Here is a 17595-nt window from a genome sequence, read left to right as displayed (position 1 = left end):
AACGGACGTGTTCCAGAAATTTGGAACACGTCCGTCTCATCAGTAACCGATGTATGGACCCGGGTCGACCGCGTTCGGTTGCCCTGGCGCCCATTGTCCGCGATGCAATTCGAAGTGGAGATGCGGGCCGGTCGACCAGCCCGTGTTGCCGAGCGTGCCGACGGTCTGACCGGCGCCGACCGTCTGACCGGACGTGACCGTGATCGCATTGAGGTGCGCATAGACGGTCGTCCACACTTCCCCGCCGACGATATGGGACACGAAGACGACGTTGCCGTAACCGGTCGCCGGGGCCGCCTTGATGACGATGCCAGGTGCCGCTGCGACGATCGGTGTCCCGGTCGCATTGACGAGGTCGATGCCGCGATGCGACTCGGCCACGCCCGTGAGCGGGTTTTGACGAGGGCCGAACGGGCTCGACACGTAGCCTGATACCGGACGCACGAACGAGGTCGCCGGTCCCGTCACGTTCGTCGGCGCCTCTGCAGGCGGTGGTGGTGTCGGGGCTGGCGCCGGGGCGGTCGGCGCTTTGGCGTCCGCCCGCTTGTCCGCTTCCGCTTTGGCATCGGCCCGTGCTCTCGCCTCTGCCTCGGCTTTTGCCTGCGCTTCCGCTTGGGCCTTCGCCTTCGCTTCGGCCTCGGCGCGGGCGGCGGCTTCCCGCTCCGCTTGCGCGATCGCTTCGAGTTGACCGGCGATGATGCGGCTCTGCTCACTCATGAGCTCCTGTTCTTCTTCACGGCTCATCTTCTCGAGCTCGAGCAGTTCGACTTGTTCGTTCAGTTCCGACAACAAATCGCGCTTTTGTTCGGCGGCGACGTCGAGCGCTTGTTTCGTCACGACGAGTTCTCGCTCTTTCTGTTTAAGGAACGAGAGCTGGGTCCGCTGCCGTGCCTCGAGCGCTTCGAGCCGCTCGACTTCACTCATATAGCTATGTATGAGGTCCCGGTCCTGATCGGCGATCGTCTGCGCGGTCAATAGCCGCGTCACGAAGTCTCCGAATGAACGGGACTCAAAGACGACTTGGAGATAGGACCGGTCCTCGTGTATTTGAAGCACACGAAGGCGCTCACTAAGGAGCGCCTTCTGGCTTTCGAGGTACTGCCCTTGGGCAGTGAGTTGATCACGGGTGACCTCGAGCTCGGTGCGCGCCGCGTCCGCTTCTTCCTGCTGGACGGCGATCTGTTCACTTAAGCCTTCGAGACGTTCATTGACGGCACGGATTTCTGTCGATACCGCGTCGCGTTCCGCCTCGGTGACTTCGAGCTCGGCGTCCGTCTCGTCTTGCGCTTTCTTGGATTCCTCCAATTGATTGGATAACCGATCTTGTCGTGCTTTCAGCGTGTCTTTCTCCGTCGCCCATACAGGCGAGGCAAGTAGCGTCAAACTTAATCCAAGCGCAAGCGAACGTTTCATCCGCCAACTCCTCCTCATATTTAAATTAGATTAGACTTTCAAGAATCGACCGAGCGATGTCGTCGAACCCCAGATCCCGATGAAGGCACCGAGCGCCAAGAGGACGAGTGACACTTGCGTCGTCAAAATCGATGGATCAATCAATTTAAATATATCACTATTCAGTTGATCTAGCGATGGTTGTAAAGCACTATATGCGACGTCATAACCGAAGTAAATGACGGCGATCGGGATGAGCGCACCGAATACTCCAAGGAGAAGCCCTTCGATGAAGAACGGCCAGCGGATAAAGCTGTTTTTCGCTCCGACGAGACGCATGATCTCGATTTCGCGACGGCGTGAGAAGATCGTCATCTTGATCGTGTTCGAGATGAGGAACATCGCCATGAGCGTGAGACCGACGATCAATACGAGTCCGCCGATGCGAATCCCGTTGAAGAAGGCGAACATCTTATCGATATAGTCCTGTCCATATGTGACCTTATCGACGTTCGCGAGTGATTGCACCGCGTCCGCGACCGTCTCCGTGTTGAGCGGGTCTGACGCCTTGACGATATAGCGGTCGTGGAGCGGGTTGTCCTTCTCGACCGTCCCGTAGGCGTTCGCATCTTCGCCGAGCTGGTTGCGGAAGTTCTCCAGTTCATCCTCTTTCGAGCTGAACGTGACTGAGGCGACGCCTGGAATCTGCTCTATATTCTCGCCGAGCTTCTCGACGTTCGCTTCCTCCGCGGTCCGAGTGACGAATACTTGGATCTCTACGTCGTTCTCGACGTTCTCTGAAATCTCATTGACGTTGAACATGACGAGGGCGAATACCCCTACAAGTAACAAGGTGATGGTAACGGCACTGATGGCCGCGAACGTCATCCAACCGTTGCGTAGTGTTCCCTTGAACCCTTCGCGTAGATGACGGAATCCACTTTTAAATATCATAGCCATAAGCTCCTTTCTCTTCATCGCGTACGACTTTCCCGTTCTCGATCGCGATGACGCGATGGCGGATCTTGTCGACGATATCACGGTTGTGGGTCGCCATGACGATAGTCGCCCCGCGACGGTGAATCTCTTCAAACACTTCCATGATGCCCCAAGCCGTATCCGGGTCCAAGTTACCCGTCGGCTCATCGGCGATGATAAGTTTTGGCTTGTTGACGATGGCCCGAGCGATCGACACACGCTGTTGCTCCCCACCCGATAGTTCATCTGGATAGTTGCGCGCCTTGTGCTTTAGTCCGACGAGGTTCAACACGTCCATGACTTGCTTGCGCATCGTATTCGTGTCGGCCTGGACGACTTCGAGCGCGAACGCCACGTTCTCATATACCGTCAATGACGGCAACAACTTATAGTCTTGGAAGATGACGCCGAGTTGACGGCGCAGTTTCGGGACGTGGCGGTTTTTCAACTTGCCGACGTCAATCCCATCAATCAAAAGAAGACCACTCGACGGTTTCTCCTCCCGATAAATCATTTTCATAAACGTCGATTTCCCGGCGCCGGATGGTCCGACGACGTATAAGAACTCGCCGTCTTGAATCTCTAACTCGAGGTCATCGACGGCGACGACGCCGTTCGGATATACTTTGCTGACTTTTTGCATCGAGATCATAACGTATTCCCTACCCTTTTTATATATTTTTCATGCATCTATCCTATTTCATGCATCTATGACGAAGATTGGATTAGTTAGTTAAGTGAATATTTTCGTCTAGCCTCTGTTCTACACGATAAGCACTCGTCCTGTCAAGGGACGCCGTTCGTGTCCACCTGTCTGTAAATTACGCCAGGCGATATTGTTCAAGCGCCTACAATTATAGCAATCGGACTTTTAAATAACCATTACAGGAATGTTTCAGTTGGATGGGGTTCGGTGTGAAATTGTCGCGTTGAAGAATGATTTCACGACTCGGACACAGATGATGAAACGCACATTCAAAAGATACCTGCATCTGTGAATGCTTCCACTGAATCATGGGCGCTTCATATTTAGTTAAAGGAAATGAAGACAAAAAAAACCACGAGTCGCCTCGTGGTTCCCCATGATTATTTTTTCTCGGCGAGCCAAGCCGCGACGGCCGTGATTTCTTCTTCGTCCTCAATCACGTTCGCAGGCATGGCGCCTTTCCCGTTCTTGATGACTTCTTCGATTTCACTCGCCGATAGACGTGAACCGACGTCCGAAAGTTTCGGACCGCTCATGCCTTCTAGGTTTGCACCGTGGCAGGCCGCACAGTTTTGTGCGTAGACCGCTTCCGCGTCGACCGACGCCGTGTTCGCGCCGTCCCCGTTGCTCGTCGACTCTTCTTCATCGCCACCGCCACACGCACCGAGCGTGAGCATGGCGCCAAGTCCGATCGCCATCATCCATTTCTTCATAATCAGGTTCCCCTCCTATGTCGTAGAAATAACCTACTTTTACCATTATAGCCGTTATGAACCGCTTTCTAACCTAACTCACGAAAAATACACAAAGATTCCACAACTTAGGGAACGTTGATATAGCGCTTATCGGACGTGAACCCTTGCCCCATCACCTCGTGCGCCTCGCTGAAGATGAGGAACGCGTCGGGATCGATACGGCGAATGATCTCTTTCAAACGACTCACCTCGTTCTGACGGACGACGACGAGCAACATCGGGCGGTCGAGACGCGAATACGCCCCGATCGCTTGAATCTCTGTCGCGCCGCGGTCGAGCTCATCGAAGACGGCACGCGTGATGACGTCCCGCTTCTCCGAGATGACGTACGCCATCTTGTCCTGCGTGAAGCCGAGCTGGACGAAGTCGATCATCTTGATTGTGATGAAGAGGGCGATGAGTGCATATAGCCCCGTCGTGAACGAGAACGTGACGGCAGCGACGAGGACGACCGCTCCGTCGAGGATGGCGATACAGAGATAGAGCGGGATGTGGGTGAACTTATGTAGAATCTGCGCGAGCAAATCCATCCCCCCGGTCGAGGCGCGCCCCCGGAAGATGAGGCCGAGCCCGATCCCGACGCCGGCCCCGCCGAACACGGCCGCGAGCAGTGTATCATTGACGGCCGCCCCCGCGTCGATCGCTTCATAAAATAAGATCACGCTCGGCAAGAAAATCGACCCGACGAGCGACTTCACGCCGAAGCCAAGCCCGAGAATCATCCAGCCGACGAGCAGGAGCAACACGTTCGACACGAGCTGGAACGCCCCCGGCGAGATATTGAACAGCTCGTACGTGATGATCGAGATGCCACTGACGCCGCCCGAGGCGAGGTTGTTCGGCAACAGGAACAAGCTGAACGCCGAGGCGACGAACACGGACCCGGTCAGTAAATACATGTAGTCTTTGACGATTTGCTTCATTAAAGGTTTTCTCCTCTACATACAACGTGGCCCAAAGACAGGAGTCCTTGAGCCACTTGCATCACATATTTGTCTTGCGGAGGTAAGCGTCGATGAAGCCCATGATGTCCCCATCCATGACGCCGCCCGTATTCCCGACTTCATAGCTCGTCCGGTGGTCTTTGACCATCGCGTACGGGTGGAAGACGTACGAGCGGATTTGGCTGCCCCAACCGATGTCTGTCTTCTCGCCGCGGATCTCATCGAGCTTGCGTTGCTGCTCGTCGAGTTCGCGTTGATACAGTTTCGCCTTGAGCATCTTCATCGCCGACTCACGGTTCTTGATTTGCGAACGCTCCGTCTGACACGAGACGACGACGCCCGTCGGCACGTGTGTGATCCGGACGGCCGAGTCGGTCGTGTTGATGTGCTGACCGCCGGCGCCTGACGCGCGGTACGTATCGATTCGGAGGTCTTCGGTCTTGATGTCAACTTCGATGTCGTCATCGAACTCCGGCATGACGTCACACGAGACGAACGACGTATGACGGCGGCCCGACGAATCGAACGGCGAGATGCGCACCAAGCGGTGAATCCCTTTCTCCGCCTTCAAGTAACCGTAGGCGTTGTGCCCGACGATGCGGAGCGTGACCGACTTGACGCCGGCCTCTTCGCCCGGCAGATAGTCGACCGTCTCGACTTTCCAGCCTTGCTTGTCGGCGAAGCGCTGATACATGCGGAGGAGCATCGATGCCCAGTCTTGCGACTCGGTACCGCCCGCCCCCGGATGAAGCTCGAGGATGGCGTTGTTGGCGTCGTACGGCCCGTTCAAGAGGATCTCGAGCTCGAAGGCGTCGAAATCGGCTTTGAGCGCCGTGACCATTTCTGCCAACTCGTCTTGCATCTCGGCGTCCGGCTCTTCTTTGATCAGTTCGAGCGTGACTTCGCCGTCTTCATGCCCATCGGCGAGCTCTTGATATTTGTCGACCATCGCTTTGAGCGCGTTCGACTCGTCGATGACTTTCTGTGCCTTCTCTTGGCTGTCCCAGAAGTCTGGGTACGTCATCTCGTTCTCGAGCTCGGCGATGCGGGCCTGCTTCTCTGTCAGGTTGAGCGATTGGCGATAATTCTCGAGGCGTTTCGCCATCGCCTCGAGTTCGTTGCGAATATCTGAAATTTCCATAGTGTAGGTCACCTTTCCGTAGGAAAGAGGCGAGCGGGCCCGCCTCTTTCAAAATTAAGCCTGTTGTTTGCCGTGGCAGTTTTTGAACTTCTTGCCTGAACCACACCAGCACGGGTCGTTGCGCCCGAGCCGTTGGTCTTCCGAACGACGGACCGGCTTTTTCTTGAGCGGCGTATCGTCCTTGCCAGACACCGCCACTTCCTCCTCGACGACTTTCTCGCGTCGGAGGTTGTCACCGACTTCGGCACGAAGCACGAAGCCCGTCACTTCTTCGGAGATGGCCGCGTTCATCGCGTCGAACATGTTGACACCTTCCGCCTGATACTCGCGGAGCGGGTCGTTCTGACCGTACGCACGCAAGTGAATTCCTTGACGGAGTTGGTCCATGTGGTCGATGTGCGCCATCCAGTGTGAGTCGACGGCACGGAGCACGATAATCTTCTCGAACTCGTTGAAGCGTTCCGGCGGCGCGAGTTGGCGTTTCGCCTCATACTGCGCGTTCGTGCGTTCAGCGAGGAGCTCGATGATCTCTTCGCGCTCTTTGCCGTAGAAGTCCTTGCCTTCGACCGGCTGTTCGAGGGCGAGAGTCTGGTTGGCCCAGTGCGCGAGCTCGTCGATGTTCCACTCTTCCGGTACGAGCTCGAGCGGCGTATATTGCGCCACACCCGTCTCGACCGTCTCTTGAATCATCGAACGGACGATGTCCGTGACCGATTCGTTCTCGAGGATGCTGGCCCGGTCTTTGTACATGACCTTCCGTTGGTCGGCCATGACGTTATCGTAACCGAGGAGCTGTTTCCGAGCGTCATAGTTGTTCCCTTCGACACGTTTCTGGGCCGACTCGACCGCTTTCGAGACCATGCGGCTCTCAATCGGTTGCGTGTCGTCCATGCCGAGGCGCTCCATCATGTTCTGGAGGCTGTCCGTCCCGAAGCGGCGCATGAGTTCATCTTCGAGTGACAAGTAGAACTGGGATTTACCCGGGTCTCCTTGACGTCCGGCCCGTCCACGGAGCTGGTTGTCGATCCGGCGTGACTCGTGGCGCTCGGTCCCGATGATGTATAATCCGCCGAGCTCGATGACGCCTTCACCGAGCTTGATGTCGGTTCCGCGTCCGGCCATGTTCGTCGCGATCGTGACCGAACCTTTTTGACCGGCGTTCTCGACGATCTCGGCCTCACGGGCGTGGTTCTTCGCGTTCAAGACTTCGTGTTTGATTTTCTTCTTCGAGAGAAGCTTGCTTAAATGCTCCGACGTCTCGACGGCGACCGTCCCGACGAGGACCGGTTGTCCCGTCGCGTGGGCTGCCATGATTTCTTCGACGACGGCTTTGAACTTGCCGTCCATCGATTTGAAGATGAGATCCGAGCGGTCTTCCCGAAGGATCGGTTTGTTCGTCGGGATCGTTACGACTTGCATGTTGTAGATGTTACGGAACTCTTCTTCCTCCGTCTTCGCCGTTCCGGTCATCCCGGCCAGCTTCTCATACATACGGAAGTAGTTCTGGTACGTGATCGTCGCGAGCGTCATCGATTCGCGTTGAATCTCGACGCCTTCTTTCGCCTCGATCGCCTGGTGCAACCCTTCCGAGTAGCGGCGTCCGTCCATGACCCGACCGGTGAACTGGTCGATGATCATGACTTGGCCGTCGCGGACCATATAGTCGACGTCATGATGCATGACGGCGTTGGCACGAAGGGCGAGCCCGACGTGGTGGTTGACCGAGACGTGCTCGATTGCGAACAAGTTGTCGATACCGAAGAACTTCTCGGCGAGGTCGACCCCTTTGTCAGTAAGGAGAACCGACTTCGTCTTCACGTCGACCGTGTAGTCGTCCTCGATTTTGAGCGTGCGGACGAAAGCATCGGCCCGCGTGTAGAGCTCTGTCGATTTCTGGGCCGACCCGGAGATGATGAGCGGGGTCCGCGCTTCATCGACGAGAATCGAGTCGACTTCATCGACGATTGTGAAGTAGAGCTCGCGTTGGACACGGTCTTCTTTATAAAGGACCATATTGTCACGCAAGTAGTCGAAACCGAGCTCGTTGTTCGTCGAGTAGGTGATGTCACAGTTGTACGCCGCCTGCTTCTCGACACGGTCCATGTTCGACACGTTGAGGCCGACCGAGAGGCCGAGCGCGAAGTAGAGCGGCTCCATGAGTTCTTTGTCACGGCGGGCCAAATATTCGTTGACCGTCACGACGTGGACGCCACGGCCCGTGAGCGCGTTCAAATAGACTGGGAGGGTCGCGACGAGCGTCTTCCCTTCCCCGGTCTTCATCTCAGAGATGTCACCGTTATGGAGCACGTAGCCCCCGATGAGCTGGACGCGATAGTGGCGCATACCGAGCACACGCTCGGACGCCTCGCGGCAGACCGCGAACGCTTCCGGCAAGATATCATCGAGCGTCTCGCCCTTGTCCAAACGTTCCCGGAACTCGACCGTCTTCGCCTGAAGTGCTTCGTCAGACAAGGCTTTAATCGGTTCGGCGAACGACTCGACGAGGTCGGCCGCTTTTTCTGCTTTTTTCAATACTCGTTTCTGTGGAGCAAATAAATCTTTCAAAAAGTTCGCCATACGCTTTATCTCCTCTGCATTCACTGAAAAATGCATGTTTTTTCCCTAATGTACAGTTTAACCGAAGTGACCCTCGCTTTCAAGGAAAGGCCAAACGAAACGGCCCTCCGCATTGGAGGGCCGTGTGGTTTCAAGGTTGAATTATTCTGGTTCGATCAAGCCGTATTTCCCGTCTTTACGACGATAGACGACGTTCGTGTTGCCCGTTTCTGCGTCTGAGAAGACGAAGAAGCTGTGGCCGAGCATGTCCATCTGAAGAATCGCTTCTTCCGTATCCATCGGTTTGAGCGTGAAACGCTTCGTCCGCACGAGTTCGAGTTCTGCCTCGTCCTCGTCGTAAACGACCACGTCCTCAGGACCTTCGAGTGACTTGAAGTACTCGCCGATACCGCCTTCTTTGGCACGCGATTTACGGTTGAGTTTCGTTTTGTGCTTACGGATTTGACGTTCCAATTTATCGACGACGAGGTCGATCGCCGCGTACATGTCGAGGTTTGTTTCCTCAGCACGGAGCAACAAGTTCGGCATCGGGATCGTCACTTCCACTTTTTGTTTCTCGTTGTACACTTTCAAGTTGACGTAAGCCGTCTGTGCATCCGTAGGAGTTGTGAAATACCGAGTCAATTTGTCCAACTTTTTCTCGACATAGTCTTGAATAGCTGGTGTGACTTCAATGTTTTCGCCGCGAATGTTATAAATCATCTGAACTCCTCCTTAAAATAACCACTTGACCCAATGATTCGTCGATGTGGACCGAATCTCCTGCTTCATTTCTAAAAAAAGAAAGTGGAACCAGGTGGCTCATTTATAGTATACCCCGAATTCAAATCGTTTGAAAACGTTATCATCAGAAAATAATGACAATTTTGTTCCGAATGGATCGTCTTCAACTTGAATCGGCGGTATAGAAACAAACTACCCGTTCTCCCTGTTCTTAAACGCGATTTTGATTCGAAAGACGTTATGTAAAAAAAATAAAAGCCGGCTCCACGAGGGAACCGGCTTCCGGTTTGAAATTATAATTTTGTAACGTTAGCCGCTTGTGGGCCACGCTCGCCATCAACGATTTCAAATTCTACCTCTTGACCTTCGTCAAGTGATTTGTAGCCGTCAGTTTGGATTGCAGAGAAGTGTACGAATACGTCTTTGCCGCCTTCTACTTCGATGAATCCAAAACCTTTTTCTGAGTTAAACCATTTTACTTTACCTACCATGTGTAAATCCATTCCTTTCACCATTGAAGAATACAGAGGCTTTCCCTCTATCGGTAATCTTACCACCTTCTTGGAAGCGTGACAAACACTTTCTCAATTTTTTGTAAATGAATCGTCTTTTGGCTTACATTGGAATTATATTTCCCTACTTTTCATATAGAGTTATTGAATTTACATATTTTGTGATATATCATGAAGGGGATGATTTAGGTTTGTACGCCATCCGGGCGAGCCGAGCCTGAAAATCTAATACGAAAAGGACGGTGCAGCCATATGCGCCCCTACCATTCCGAGGAAAAGTACCGTATTACGAAGCGAACGGTCGCTATTATGCCATGTTACGAGACAGCTTGGGAATCACGAGTCATTCTCGAGGACGGCTCCGAGATCAAGACCCCGCTCCGGCCCTACCAGCTCTTGCAGCTCTCCTGCCGCCAGTACAGCAGTTCGATTGAGGAGCGCATCTTTGTCGCCAAGCGCGTCGCCGGAATCAAAGGCAAAGTGCCGGTCGTCATCGAACCGACGTCCGGGCTCGTCTTCTTCCCGACGATGTCCCCGAAACGGCCTGAATGTGAATGGTACGCCTGGTCGCACATCCGTGACATCACGAGCGACCCGATCGAGTCGAAAGGCTTGGTCGTCACCCAGAACGGTCACCGGATCACCACGAATGCGACCTCATACGTCCTCCGCAATCAGTTGAAAGCGACGGGCGAACTCGTCGCGCGGTTCCAACAATTAAACCAGAGTGCCACGCTCAACTCTTGACCCTTCCGTCGATTCGACGGGAGGTTTTTTTCTGCCGGTTTCACTTCACTTTTTGAAAAAGAGGTCGATATATTGGTCGAGGTGACAACTATGCAAATCCAAGCCCCCATGACCGCGGCCGTCGCGGTCACAGCCGGCATCCAGACGAACCGCATCTATAAAGCCGAGCTCGTCAAACAGACCGGACCCGACACCGGGATCGTCAAAATCAACGGCGAGCACGTCGAGGTCACGTTCGAGGGCGGGCTCCCGAAGACGAACCCGTTTCAACTGACGCTCGCCGAACAGGACGGCCAGCTCATCGCGACAATCGTCGTCAAGCCCGAGAGCGAGACGCCGGACACGTCAACCGGTCAACCGGTGAAACTCGATACGAAGATTCAGGCGTTGCTCGCATCGCTCCCGCCCGAGGTCCGCAGCGCCGTCAGCCGTCTGCTCCAATCGGGACGGTTGCCGATGAACGAGGACACGGTGCGACTGCTCGAGACCGTCTTCAAAGGCGACATGCGCGACGCCGTCCTTTGGCTGAAGACAGTCGAGGCGCCGACGCTCCCGCGTGACGTCGCGCGCGATCTCGCCATCGCGTCATTAGATGAAGCGAGACAACAACTTAAACTACCGGCGCCCGACGCGCCATACCCGCAGAAAGAACGGTTCATCGAGCACGTCAACCTGTCGCGCCCGGTCAGCGAGCGTATGACACCGACACCGGAGACGGTCGACCGGCTCATCAACGAGTTGCCGGAGCCGCGCCCTGTGCGCATCGAACCGCGCGAGGCGTTACCGCCTGCCCTCGGACGCCCGGTGCTCGTCAAAGAAGTGACGACGCATCTCGCGACCGTGACGAACACGTTCCGAAGCGAACAAGTGACGGTGACGAAACAACTCGGCCAAGTCGCCACCCTCGTCGAGACGAACCCGCATCAGGCCCGGCCCGCGCTCGAGACGGTATCGACCCGCTTGACGCAACTCATCCAAAAGACGGACGCCTTGTTACATACGAGCGCGACCCAAGAGAAGGCGCTCGTCGCGATGACAGCGAAGCTCGACGTCGCCCTCGGGTTGCTGTCGACGAAACCGGCCGAGAGCGCCGCGCTCATCAAAGAAGTGCGCGCCAGCTTGAACGAGTTCCGGTACGTGCCGAATCACGTCCGTCTCGAATACATCCCGCATCAGGCGACCCGTGCCGGCGAACTGCCGCGCGTCACGCCGTTCAAAGTCGACCCGAACCTATCGGGCCGCGTCATCCAAGAGACGGCGCAGCGCGTCCAGGCGTCGACGCTGTCGATGAAAGCCGACGCGGCGACACCCGAGGCGCAACGGCTCGCCTCGTTCTTCCAAGTCCAACAGACGTTGAATCGGCTCGACGGCGGGCAGCTCCACCAGCTCATCCTCGCCTTGCCGGCGAAAGTCCAAGAGATCGACACCGGCATCCACGTCCATATCCAAAACCGGGAGGCTGGGGACGTCGTCGACTGGGAGAACAGTGTGCTCTATATCCGGCTCGAGACGCCACGGCTCGGCGAGATCGGCGTCAAGCTCGAAGCGATCGACCGGAATCTCCGGCTCACGCTCGAACACGATGACCCGACCGTCGAGGCACTCGCCCGTCCCCTACTCGGCAAGATCGAGACGACGCTCGAGGCGATCGGCTACAAGAGTGTGACGACCCAGTTCCGCCCATTGACGAAGTCTGACCGACCGGAGACCGAGCGCCCGACGCTCGAGACGACCGGCTATGATTTCCGCATCTAGGAGGCTGTTATGTATCAACGCATGGATTTGACAAAGCGCAAGACGGCCGCCGTCGTCCGCTATGACGAGACGATTGACCGCTCCCCGGTCATCGTCGCCCGCGGCACCGGCGCCGTCGCCGATAAAATCTTAGATGAGGCGAGAGCGCGCGGCGTCGCCATCGAGCATGACCATTCGCTCCTTGGCCACCTGCTCGACCTCGACCTCGGGGACGCGATTCCGCCCCAACTGTATGACGTCATGGCCGAAGTGCTATTACTGATTGAAGAACTCGACACCATCAAAGGAGACCCATCATGAACCCGAACCGACTATACGAAATGAGCCCGGAAGAGCTGACCCAAGCGATGCTCCACGCGCTCGTCTATCATTATGAACAAGCCAGGACGGCGACCATCGCCGAACGCAACCGCCATTTGCGCCAAGCGCGTGAACTGCTCGCGAAGCTTCACCAAGGCCTCCACGACGGCGGTGGCATTATTTCAGCTCAACTCGATGAGCTTTACCTCTATATGGCGAAATCGAGCCTCGAGGCGCTGATCGAGCAAGACATGGATAAAATCGAGGAGCTTCACGGTCTCGCGACCGAGCTCGACCAGACATGGGGCGAGGCGATCGAGAATGCCCGTCTGAAACCCGTACCGGCAGGAGGAAACCGCTATGAAAATTACCAATAACGTCCAGGCACTGAAAGCCTACTCATCGCTCACCGTCAATCAGGCGACGATGAAGAAGACGATGGACCGCCTCTCGAGCGGGGTCCGCATCAACAAGGCGTCCGACGACGCGGCCGGACTCGCCATCTCTGAGAAGATGCGCATCCGGCTCGACTCGTTGTCGATGGCCGAACGCAACACGCTCGACGGTATCTCGCTCACCCAGACGCTTGAAGGCGGGATGAGCGAGACGCACGCCCTCCTGCAGCGGATGCGCGAGTTGTCGGTCCAAGCGTCGAACGGGACGCTGAGCGGTGATGACGCCAAGGCGATTCAAGACGAGATTGCTGCGCTCACGGATGAAGTGACCCGGATTGCCGAGACGACCGAGTTCAACTCGAAGAAAATCATGAACGGTGACTTTATCGCCGGCAATGAGACGCTCTTCTTCCAACTCGGTGCCGGCAGCGGCGAGGGCGTCGTCTTGAACGTCGACGACATGCGCGCCGGCGCGCTCGGAATCGACGGCTTAGACGTGACGACACAAGGTGGCGCCAATGACGCCATCGCCAAGTTCGACGCCGCGATTCAAAAGGTATCACTCGAACGTTCAAAACTCGGTGCCATCCAGAACCGGCTCGAGGCGAACGTGAGCGTCGTGACGATCGGGTCCGAGAACTTGACGGCGTCCGAGTCACGCATCCGTGACGCCGACATGGCGCGCGAGATGATGGACTTCGCCCGCCTCAACATCTTGAACCAATCCGGCATGGCGATGATCGCCCAGTCGAACGCCTTGCCGCAAGGCGTGCTACAATTGTTGAACTAACTTAAGGAAGGACGGATCCTATGGACATTCGTCGCATCATGGAGACGCAGTCGCTTCACGGCGCCGGTAAGGCGAAACGCCCCGAGGCTGAGCCCGGCGTATCGTTCCAGAACGTCATCGGTCAAAAACGTGAGGACCGCGAGCACGAGCGCTTCCAACGCCAAATCGCGGCCATCCACGAGAAAGGTGAGCTCCTCGCCGAGAGCCAGACGGTCGAGTCACTCGCTGAATATAAACAGCTCATTAAAGACTTTATGAAAGACGCCGTTGACGCGGCGCTTCGCCTCGAGGACAAACGCGGCTTCAACCGCCGCGGTCGCGCCAAAATCTATAAGATTGTCGAACAAGTCGACCAGAAGCTGCTCGCGCTAACGGACCAGGTCATCTCGGGCGAAGCATCACGTCTGTCGCTCCTCGACCAGGTCGGCGAGATTCGTGGCCTGCTCGTCAACGTATACGTGTGAGGTGAGATGATGGCAGAACATATCTTTTCGAAAAAAGTAAAATGTCCGTATTGCTTGAAGCAAAGCGAGACGCCGCGTGTCTTGTCGCGTCATATCCGACCGCAGGAAGTTGCGAAGGACGGGTATACGACGTACGACGGTGCCAACCCGTACTTTTATGAGCCGACCGTCTGTAGCCATTGTCACCTCGTCTTCCACGACTCGTTCGACAAGGTGCGAAAGACGCATCGCGAAGCGCTCGAGAATGGCTACTTCGACCGGGTCAATGCCGAGGCGCTCGCGGGCGACCGCTCGGCCGATCACGTCATCCGGCTCTACAAGTTCGCCGTCGTGACGGCCCAACTGAGCGGCCAGAAGCCGTCCGTCGTCGCCATGCTCGGCATGCGGCTCGTCTGGATGTATCGCCTGACGGGGAATGAGGCGTCCGAGAAGGAATGGATGAAACGGACGCTCGACAAATACAACGAAGTACAAGAGGCGTACACGGACCAAGTCCGGACCGGCCTCCCGTACGACCAGCTCATGCTGCGGATCGCCGACTTGTCGGCCGCGCTCGGTCTGTATGAGGACGCGAGGCGTTGGTACGGCATCTTGCTCGGTAGCAAGGAAGTGTCGGAGCGGATCCGCACACAAGCCCGGTCGCATTGGGAAGACTTTAGAATCGAACACGCGTAAAAGGGAGAGCCGCGGCTCTCCCTTTTCACATACAAAAAACCGCGCTCATCCACTCACGGACAAACGCGATCGATTCTCTATAAGGATGAACCCCCAAACCGAAAGGAGATCGACGGAACATGACTCCCGTCTAAACCTAAACAGGGCACCCAAGAACCGACCACGCGGTGGCGTCTTGCACGGTTCTCTCTTATTATAATTCGAATATCGCTATTTTACTATTATTTTTATCACGTCTAGAATGGGGTATGCTTAGTAGGAATCTAAAGGAGGTCATTCCATGTTTGAAGTCCGCTATATCGAAACGGTACGCTCGATTTTCCAAGAACAGAAACAACTCGCCGAGGATGCGTTGAAGCAAGTGAGCGACGAGGACATGCATCGCGTGCTCGCGAAGGACACGCTCTCGCTCACGGTCATCGTCCAGCACATCTCGAACAACATGAAGTCGCGCTGGACCGACTTTTTGACGACGGACGGCGAGAAGCCGGACCGGAACCGTGACGCCGAGTTCGAGGACCAGCAACAGTCCCGCGTCGAACTGATGGCGACGTGGGATGAACGTTGGCGATTGTTGGACGACGTATTGGCGAGCCTCACACCGGAAGACCTCGGCAAGACCGTTTTCATCCGCGGCGAGGAGAAGACCGTCATCTGGGCGATCGAGAAGCAAGTGTCGCACTACAGTTATCACGTCGGACAAATCGTTTATCTCGCGAAAGTATTCGCCGGCGAGAACTGGAACGTGTTGACGATCCCGTTGCCGCATCAACGATAAATAAAGGAACGCGCATCGTGGAGATGCGCGTTCTTGTTATTTGGTGACATCGATTGTGTATTCATATCGCTCCTCGGCAATCGGACGATATTGATCATCATAAGGGCCTTCGACGACGAATCGGACTTCTGTCAGCTCTTCCGGCATCGATTCGACATGGAACAGTACCCCACCTTCTTTTTTCACTTTCCCTAAAAACTCTCCGCCTACATCCTCTGAAATGACGATGTCAGCATTAACCTGTTCGCCTGTGTTTGTCACAAGCCTGGCTTGGTTCGGATGAAAACTGACCGTCTCGTCACTCGTATTTTCGACAATGACATTGAACGAGACGATGGTCACTTCTTTTTGATCATCGAACATGAATCGATAATCAGAAGCGACTTCTAGACGAAGCGTTTGCACCTTATCGATTTGAAAGATGATTGGCCCAATCGTTTCTTCAATCCCAAGATTCCGATTCTTCATATAAATTTGACTGCGGCCAACCTCATCTTCTTGAACTTCAAATTCTTCCTCCTTCACTGTTTCTGTTTCTTGCGGTTTTTCTTGGCTGTCTGTCGACGGAACGCTTTCACTTTGACTGGTAGGTTCGGTAGTAGTCGATGAAGACCCCGCGTCTCCACATCCGACTAACATGAGCAAGGGAATGGCTAAGATGAATCCGTACGACTTCAATCCAATCCTCTCCTTTACCTCTAGACTTTTCCAACTTATATAAATCTTATTCCCCATTTTTAGAAGGGAATTCGAGTGAAACGTAAAATTTTTTAGGTATTAGTCAGGACACAAAACGGCCGCACCAGTTCCCTGGAGCGGCCATTGCTTATTTCTCGACGTTGATTGTATATTCGTAACGGGATTCCCCGATTGACTGATAGTTCGCATCAGAAGGTCCATCGATGACGACTTTCACGTCCCCTAGCTTTTCCGGCATCGCTTTGACGAAGAAGAGGACGTTCCCTTCCTTCTTCACTTTGCCGAGGAACTCCCCGCCGACATCATCCGAGAACCATAAGTCGGCTGACACTTGTTCACCCGTGTTCGTCACGAGCGTCGCCTGATTCGGATGGAAACTAATCGTGTCGTCAATCGTGTTTTCGACGATGACATTCATCGCGACGACCGTCACTTCTTCTTGTCCATCGAACGAATCGCGATACGCTTCGTTGACGGTGAGCCGTGACGTCTGCACTTTATCGATGGCGAAGTTGACGGAGCCAATCGTCTCTTTGATATCGAGCGCCTTGTTCTTCATGTAACTGGTTCGAGCCTAGCTCACTCTCCTGTACTTCCGCATCTGTTGTGGATTCCGAAACCGGTTCTTCCGTCTTCTCCGCCTCGACGACTTCCTCTGTGTCGGTCGCGGTCGTCTTCAGTTCATCGGCTTCCCCGCATCCGACAAGTAGCGTCAATGGTAAGGCTAGCAACAATCCGTATCGTTTCATGTTCATTTTAACTCTCTCCCTTTTCGTGTGAGTGGTGGTTGATAAGATGAGCATACTGGATTGTCTAGCCTGACCGGTGTAAGAAAAAGTTGAAGGTTATTACCCTGAACAAATAAAAGTCAAGGTCATGGAAACGACCTTGACTTCGACTTATTTATCCTCTTGATTTGAGCTCTTCTTCTTCATACGGATCGGGACCGTCTTCGATTGGCGCATCGTCCTCGACATACGCCTCAAGTTTCGGGTCACGTTCCACGTACTCATCGTACGCCCCTTCTGGACCATAGACGAAGTAACGACGGTCTTTCGCTGACTCAGGTTTCACTTTTTTCTCACTCATCTCGTTTCCCTCCCCTTTCCAGAAAAGAAGCAACGGTTACAGTGGTATTTACCCGGTTTTTTACCGGTTTAAGTGGTATTTGTTCGATTGTAAACGAAAACAGACGATATTGCACCATTACTTCGAAATTGAAACTTTTCATAAGTTGAGTCGTAGATAAGGACAACGAATGAGT

Annotated in this window: 21 protein-coding genes; 8 read left to right on the top strand and 13 right to left on the bottom strand. The window is 55.0% G+C overall.

The window, feature by feature from the left end; all coding sequences use genetic code 11:
- Positions 1-39: 39 nt before the first annotated feature.
- The 9 genes from KNP83_RS03335 to cspD form a co-directional block, all read right to left on the bottom strand.
- Positions 40-1413 (bottom strand): murein hydrolase activator EnvC family protein, encoded by a 1374-nt coding sequence (locus KNP83_RS03335; protein ID WP_214760530.1) that lies wholly within the window; start codon positions 1411-1413, stop codon positions 40-42.
- Positions 1414-1443: 30 nt separating this feature from the next.
- Positions 1444-2346: a permease-like cell division protein FtsX gene (ftsX, locus tag KNP83_RS03330; protein WP_214760526.1), complete on the bottom strand. Its 903-nt coding sequence runs from the start codon at positions 2344-2346 to the stop codon at positions 1444-1446.
- A complete protein-coding gene (gene ftsE, locus KNP83_RS03325) occupies positions 2336-3022 on the bottom strand; it encodes a cell division ATP-binding protein FtsE (protein ID WP_214751732.1) in 687 nt (228 codons plus the stop codon). The genes ftsX and ftsE overlap by 11 nt, the downstream gene beginning before the upstream one ends.
- 434 nt (positions 3023-3456) lie before the next feature.
- Entirely contained in the window at positions 3457-3789 is a 333-nt protein-coding gene (gene cccB / locus KNP83_RS03320) for a cytochrome c551 (protein WP_021065416.1), read from the bottom strand.
- 107 nt (positions 3790-3896) lie between these two features.
- The gene (locus KNP83_RS03315) at positions 3897-4754 is read right to left on the bottom strand and encodes a YitT family protein (protein ID WP_214760524.1); all 858 of its coding nucleotides are present in this window, start codon (positions 4752-4754) and stop codon (positions 3897-3899) included.
- Positions 4755-4815: 61 nt separating this feature from the next.
- Complete coding sequence (gene prfB, locus KNP83_RS03310) at positions 4816-5916, bottom strand: peptide chain release factor 2 (protein WP_214760522.1); 1101 nt, start codon at positions 5914-5916, stop codon at positions 4816-4818.
- 54 nt (positions 5917-5970) lie between these two features.
- Positions 5971-8493 carry a preprotein translocase subunit SecA gene (gene secA / locus KNP83_RS03305; RefSeq protein WP_214760520.1) on the bottom strand — a complete coding sequence of 841 codons (2523 nt, stop codon included), beginning with the start codon at positions 8491-8493 and terminating at the stop codon, positions 5971-5973.
- Between the two features lie 141 nt (positions 8494-8634).
- On the bottom strand, positions 8635-9195 hold the full coding sequence (hpf, locus tag KNP83_RS03300; RefSeq protein WP_214751729.1) for a ribosome hibernation-promoting factor, HPF/YfiA family: 561 nt from the start codon (positions 9193-9195) through the stop codon (positions 8635-8637).
- A gap of 314 nt (positions 9196-9509) precedes the next feature.
- Positions 9510-9707 (bottom strand): cold-shock protein CspD, encoded by a 198-nt coding sequence (gene cspD, locus KNP83_RS03295; protein ID WP_021065411.1) that lies wholly within the window; start codon positions 9705-9707, stop codon positions 9510-9512.
- Between the two features lie 273 nt (positions 9708-9980).
- Between cspD and KNP83_RS03290 the strand changes: the two genes are divergently transcribed.
- From KNP83_RS03290 to KNP83_RS03255, 8 genes are all read left to right on the top strand, one after another.
- Positions 9981-10475, top strand: a complete 495-nt coding sequence (locus tag KNP83_RS03290) for a competence protein ComK (RefSeq protein WP_214760518.1) — start codon at positions 9981-9983, stop codon at positions 10473-10475.
- Between the two features lie 90 nt (positions 10476-10565).
- Positions 10566-12230, top strand: coding sequence for a hypothetical protein (locus tag KNP83_RS03285; RefSeq protein WP_251139169.1), 1665 nt, complete (start codon positions 10566-10568; stop codon positions 12228-12230).
- 9 nt (positions 12231-12239) lie between these two features.
- Positions 12240-12530, top strand: coding sequence for an EscU/YscU/HrcU family type III secretion system export apparatus switch protein (locus tag KNP83_RS03280; protein WP_214760514.1), 291 nt, complete (start codon positions 12240-12242; stop codon positions 12528-12530).
- Positions 12527-12907 (top strand): flagellar export chaperone FliS, encoded by a 381-nt coding sequence (locus KNP83_RS03275; protein ID WP_214760512.1) that lies wholly within the window; start codon positions 12527-12529, stop codon positions 12905-12907. Before KNP83_RS03280 ends, KNP83_RS03275 begins: the two co-directional genes overlap by 4 nt.
- Positions 12891-13715 carry a flagellin N-terminal helical domain-containing protein gene (locus KNP83_RS03270; protein WP_214760510.1) on the top strand — a complete coding sequence of 275 codons (825 nt, stop codon included), beginning with the start codon at positions 12891-12893 and terminating at the stop codon, positions 13713-13715. Before KNP83_RS03275 ends, KNP83_RS03270 begins: the two co-directional genes overlap by 17 nt.
- 20 nt (positions 13716-13735) lie before the next feature.
- Entirely contained in the window at positions 13736-14179 is a 444-nt protein-coding gene (locus KNP83_RS03265) for a YaaR family protein (protein ID WP_029595028.1), read from the top strand.
- A 9-nt stretch (positions 14180-14188) separates the two neighbouring features.
- A complete protein-coding gene (locus KNP83_RS03260) occupies positions 14189-14854 on the top strand; it encodes a DUF2225 domain-containing protein (protein ID WP_214760508.1) in 666 nt (221 codons plus the stop codon).
- A gap of 280 nt (positions 14855-15134) precedes the next feature.
- Entirely contained in the window at positions 15135-15632 is a 498-nt protein-coding gene (locus tag KNP83_RS03255) for a DUF1572 family protein (RefSeq protein ID WP_214760506.1), read from the top strand.
- A 36-nt stretch (positions 15633-15668) separates the two neighbouring features.
- On the opposite strand, the gene KNP83_RS03250 is transcribed toward KNP83_RS03255, so the two are convergent.
- From KNP83_RS03250 to KNP83_RS03240, 4 genes are all read right to left on the bottom strand, one after another.
- The gene (locus KNP83_RS03250; protein ID WP_251139168.1) at positions 15669-16310 is read right to left on the bottom strand and encodes a DUF4352 domain-containing protein; all 642 of its coding nucleotides are present in this window, start codon (positions 16308-16310) and stop codon (positions 15669-15671) included.
- A gap of 148 nt (positions 16311-16458) precedes the next feature.
- Positions 16459-16890, bottom strand: a complete 432-nt coding sequence (locus tag KNP83_RS03245; protein WP_251139167.1) for a DUF4352 domain-containing protein — start codon at positions 16888-16890, stop codon at positions 16459-16461.
- The gene (locus tag KNP83_RS15040; protein ID WP_251139166.1) at positions 16829-17086 is read right to left on the bottom strand and encodes a hypothetical protein; all 258 of its coding nucleotides are present in this window, start codon (positions 17084-17086) and stop codon (positions 16829-16831) included. Before KNP83_RS15040 ends, KNP83_RS03245 begins: the two co-directional genes overlap by 62 nt.
- A gap of 148 nt (positions 17087-17234) precedes the next feature.
- Positions 17235-17420: a hypothetical protein gene (locus KNP83_RS03240; RefSeq protein ID WP_214760504.1), complete on the bottom strand. Its 186-nt coding sequence runs from the start codon at positions 17418-17420 to the stop codon at positions 17235-17237.
- Positions 17421-17595: the final 175 nt, after the last annotated feature.

The organism is Exiguobacterium sp. s146, assembly GCF_018618415.1.
In the GTDB taxonomy this organism is placed as follows: Bacteria; Bacillota; Bacilli; order Exiguobacteriales; family Exiguobacteriaceae; genus Exiguobacterium.
Note: the sequence above shows the minus strand (reverse complement) of the source record. Positions and strands in the feature narration are given on the sequence as shown.